At 53.2% G+C, this 940-nt stretch carries 1 protein-coding gene and 1 pseudogene; both read right to left on the bottom strand.

Features of this window, described 5'->3' with window-relative positions; all coding sequences use genetic code 11:
* Positions 1-107: pseudogene (locus tag ACTIE6_RS02020) on the bottom strand (hypothetical protein); the annotation flags it as partial.
* Positions 108-124: 17 nt separating this feature from the next.
* Positions 125-922: a hydroxyethylthiazole kinase gene (thiM, locus tag ACTIE6_RS02025; RefSeq protein ID WP_439555038.1), complete on the bottom strand. Its 798-nt coding sequence runs from the start codon at positions 920-922 to the stop codon at positions 125-127.
* Positions 923-940: the final 18 nt, after the last annotated feature.

Here is a 940-nt window from a genome sequence, read left to right on the forward strand (position 1 = left end):
ACTCCGCCTTGTACCGCTTCTTCCACTACCCAGTACAAATCGCGTCCCATACAGGCGGCTTCGTCAGTTACCAGGTAAAGCTGTAAGTTCTGTTCAGGTGCGTCCATTGTTTATATATCATGATTCAGGAAACTTTGATTTTCGCCAGCTCGGCCAGGTGCGCCGGCGTAATATCTGACAAGCAATCCAGAAATGCAATCTGGAAAGAGCCCGGTAACTTTGCATTCCGGTAAGCCAGTTCACCGCAAACGCCCATTGTAGCCGCCGCAGAAACAGCGGCTTCAAAAGGATCGGCTACTATCGCCGCATAAGCACCTGCGATGGCAGAGGCAGCGCAGCCCATTCCGGTTACTTTCGTCATCAATGCAACTCCATTGGACACGTAGGCGGTTTTCTCTCCTTGCACAATCACGTCAATGGCGCCGCTCACACTTACCACGCAGCCAAACTGACGGCTCAATGCGCGCGCAGCTTCGAGGCTGTCGGTAGAACTGGCGGTACTGTCGACACCTTTGGTTTGGATGTTAGCGCCGGCCAATGCGAGTATTTCAGAGCCGTTTCCACGGATAATGGCAGGTGATGCGAGTTCCAGTAGCTCTGTTAACGTCTGGTTCCGGTAGCTGGTTGCGCCTGCACCGACTGGGTCCAGCACAATGGGTTTGTTCAGTTCCGCGGCTCGTCGGATCGCCAGTTTCATCCCTGCTACCCACGGTGCCGATAATGTACCGATATTGACAACGAGCGCGCCGGCGATCGATACCATTTCTTCCACTTCCTCTACCGCATGCGCCATCACCGGCGAGGCTCCTACTGCGAGCAATGCATTGGCTGTATAGTTCATCACCACGAAATTGGTAATGTTGTGCACGAGCGGCGCGGTATTCCTCAGTTGAGAGAGATTTTGTTCAAGATGCAAGTCCATAGCACGGTGTTTGTTTAA

Origin of the sequence: Dyadobacter sp. (assembly GCF_051859145.1) — a bacterium.
In the GTDB taxonomy this organism is placed as follows: Bacteria; Bacteroidota; Bacteroidia; order Cytophagales; family Spirosomataceae; genus Dyadobacter.

Bases quoted from the DNA above. Each gene is read 5' to 3' on its own strand.
- thiM (WP_439555038.1), bottom strand. From the start codon at position 922: ATGGACTTGCATCTTGAACAAAATCTCTCTCAACTGAGGAATACCGCG.